The following is a 3,256-nucleotide window of genomic DNA, read 5'->3' as shown; positions in this document are numbered from 1 at the left end:
GCGTCGCGCAGGGCGTCGGCGGCGCGCTCGCCTCGCCCGCCGTGCTCGCGCTGGTCGTCAGCGGCTTTCCCGAAGGCAGGGAGCGGACCAGGGCGCTGGCCATCTACGCCGGCGTGGTGACCGGCGGCGGCTCGCTCGGCCTCGTCCTGGGCGGGGTGATCACCCAGTGGCTGGACTGGCGCTGGGTGCTGTTCATCAACGTGCCGATCGGCATCGCGGTGGTCGCTGCCACTCCGCTGTTCGTCGCGGAGACGCCCCGGCAGCCCGGCCGCTTCGACCTGGCGGGCGCGATTACCTCGACGGCCGGCGTCGCCGCGCTCGTCTACGGCTTCATCAGGGCCGCGTCCTACGGCTGGGGCGACCGTGTCGGGCTAGCGGCGTTCGCGGCGGCGGCCGTGCTGCTCGCGGTCTTCCTGCGCACCGAGACCCGCGCCCCGCAGCCGATCACGCCGCTGCGGCTGTTCGCCGACGCCAGCAGGTCCGGCTCGTTCGCGGCGCGGCTGCTGCTGGTGGGCGGCATGTTCGGGATGTTCTTCTTCCTGACCCAGTTCCTGCAGGACGTGCTCGGCTTCAGCCCGCTGCGGGCAGGCCTGGCGTTCCTGCCGATGACCCTGCTGCTGTTCGCGGTGTCTCGCGGGGTGCCGCGGCTGATGCCGGTGTTCGGGCAGTGGCGGCTCATGGTCGCGGGCATGCTCCCGGTGGTGGCCGGCATGGCACTGCTGTCCCAGGTGTCCCCGGCCACCAGCTACTGGACCGGGATCTTCCCGCCCATGGTGCTGCTCGGCGCGGGCATGGGCGTCGTGTTCGTGCCGCTGACCACAGCCTCGCTGGCCGGGGTGCGGCCGCAGGACTCCGGCGCCGCCTCCAGCATGGTCAACGTCATGCAGCAGCTCGGTGGCTCACTCGGCCTGGCGGTCCTTGTCGCGGTGTTCGGCACAGCGAGCCGCACCGCGCTTGCGCACCCGGTGGCGGGGCAGTCCGCGGCGGCGTTCCAGAAGCACGTGCTCGCGCACGGCATGGCCGCCGCGTTCGGCCTCGCGGCGATCTTCGACGTGGCGGCCCTGCTGATCATCGCCATCCTGCTGCGCGGCCGGCCAGCCGGCCCGGCGCTGGCGCCAGCCGAGACCGACGAGCTGGACCTCGTGCCGGTACCAGACATCGAGTAAGTCGCGGTCGGGACACGGCTTGACCCTCCTGTAATGGGAGGGTTGAGCCTTTTCCTGACGCACTCGCTTAGCCGATGGAAGGGGCGCATGATCATGACCGAGACAAGTGAACTGACGGCCGGAAAGATCGCTGACCGGTACCTAGCCGTATGGAGCGAACCCGACCCCGCCGCCCGGCGTGCCGCCGTCGCCGCCTTGTGGGCACCGGACGGCGTCGAGTTCATCGACGGCGGCATCCAGTTCCGCGGGCACGACGGGCTCGACACAAGGGTGCGTGAAGCCTACGAGCAGTTCGTCGCCACCGGCGCCTATGCCCTCACGTCCGCCGGCGACGTGGCCAGTCACGACGACATCGTGACCTTCACGGTCCAGCTGACTACTCCCGACGGGGAGGCCGCCTGGGCCGCCAGGATCTTCCTGCTCCTCGGGCGGGACGGCCTGATCCGGGAGGACTACCAGCTCACGGTGAAACCGCTCGCGGCCTGAGCACTGCCGCGAAGCCCGCTGTCAGGTCACCGTGAGCGGGACCGCCTGCGAGTAGCGGACGCGGCCGAAGTACATGAGCTTGACCAGGAGCCAGGACTGCCAGCCTGGCTCGGCCGTCGCGGGCACGGTGACGGCGAAGCTCGCCGCGGCCTCTCCGCCAGGCGGCACGGTGACCGCCTGCGTCCACGGCGCGGTGGCCCGCCAGGTGCCGATCGGCGAGATGAGCTGGAGCTCGCCGCGCAGGCCGGAAGCCAGGTGGCTGGCGACCCGGACGGTCAGCTCGCCGCGCTCGCCGGGCGCCAGCCGCAGCTCGGGGGTGAGCACTTCCAGGTCTGCCTCGGCCGCCATGCCCTGGACGTCTGACTGCAGCCGGAAGAACAGCTCCTCGGGCGGCTGGCTGGCGTCCGGGGCGCCTGGTTCGCCGATCGTGACGAGCGCGGTGTCCTCGAGCAGCTGGCCCAGCCCGTCGCGGATCCTGGCCGCGACGAAGTACCGCCCGGCGTCGGCGCCCGGCCGGGCACGGACCACTACATCCCACGTCGTGAACCCATGCCCGGGAATGTCGAAGGGCAGCGGCGCGTCCGCGGTGACCGGCGCGCCGTCGATCTCCGCCAGCAGGCCGTCGGGCACCAGCAGCTCGACCGCCCCGCTGGCGGGTTCGGGGCCGCAGGCCAGGCTGAGCTGGAGGGGGACGGCGGGGTCGCCCTCGCCGAACTCGGCGCCATCGCTGTAGCCGCCGAGCGTGATCCTGGTCGGTGTGACGTGCACCGCGACCGGGACGTTCCCGGCGGGCGCCGGGCCCTTGCCGTGCAGCCAGTACCGCGTGTGCACCGGCTGAGCCGGCTCGGGCGGGACTGACGGCTCAACCGCCGCCGCCGTCGGCGCCGGTACGAGGCCGGGAGCCGCCCCCAGCCGGAGCACCGCCGTTACCGTCTCGAACGGGCCGATGCCCACGAGGGCCGCGCCGTCGCTGACGGGGAGCCCGGAGTCGTCCTCCTCTTCGAGGAGGCTGGCGCGCCAGGCGGCCTCGATGCCGCCGAGGGCGGCGCCGGCGCGGACCCGGACCAGGGACGACATCCCCTCGGTCTCCCGCAGCCTGACGGTCACCGCCCGGTCGGCCGGCAGCCCGCCTGGCCGGCCGGCGGCGAGGGGATTGCCGTGCGGCTTGAGGGCGGACAGCGTGACGTTCGGCACGCTCAGCGTGAGGGCCGCCGCGCCATCGCCAGCGCCACCGCCGTCGCCGCCTTCCGCCGCCTCCCCGGTCACCACCGCGGTCAGGTCGTGGTTGTAGTCCTCGGCGCCCGCGTTGAACCCGGCCTCGCGCCAGCCGTCCGCCGACGCCGCCAGCGCGTACGAGAACGTATGCGCCCAGTGCTGCCAGGCGAAGCTCGACCCGTCAGGCGCGGTCCGCCGGTCGCCGTCGATCCACACCCCGCTCGGCCAGCTGGAGCAGGCGCGCAGCAGCGTCATCCAAAGCGTCCCGTCCGGCGTCACCACGCCGCTCGGCGTCCCCCTGTTGAACAGCGCCACCGTCCCGCCGGCCAGCGGCGGCTCGCCGGGGAGCGCCCCGGCGCCGTCGGCCATCACGGCGTGCAGCTCCTGGC

Annotated in this window: 2 protein-coding genes and 1 pseudogene; 2 read left to right on the top strand and 1 reads right to left on the bottom strand. The window is 73.4% G+C overall.

Annotation, left to right across the window (positions count from 1 at the left end; translation table 11 throughout):
• Both WA805_RS12055 and WA805_RS12050 read left to right on the top strand, forming a co-directional pair.
• A partial coding sequence (locus WA805_RS12055) for an MFS transporter (RefSeq protein WP_425242374.1) occupies positions 1–1,166 on the top strand: 1,166 nt, incomplete at its 5' end.
• A 93-nt stretch (positions 1,167–1,259) separates the two neighbouring features.
• Positions 1,260–1,652 carry a hypothetical protein gene (locus WA805_RS12050; RefSeq protein ID WP_422340480.1) on the top strand — a complete coding sequence of 131 codons (393 nt, stop codon included), beginning with the start codon at positions 1,260–1,262 and terminating at the stop codon, positions 1,650–1,652.
• 21 nt (positions 1,653–1,673) lie between these two features.
• On the opposite strand, the pseudogene WA805_RS12045 reads toward WA805_RS12050, so the two are convergent.
• Positions 1,674–3,256: pseudogene (locus WA805_RS12045) on the bottom strand (hypothetical protein); the annotation flags it as partial.

It is taken from the genome of Trebonia sp., assembly GCF_049794275.1.
Classification (GTDB): domain Bacteria; phylum Actinomycetota; class Actinomycetes; order Streptosporangiales; family Streptosporangiaceae; genus Trebonia.
The sequence above is the reverse complement of the archived record's forward strand: the minus strand, read 5'-3'. Positions and strand labels throughout refer to the sequence as shown.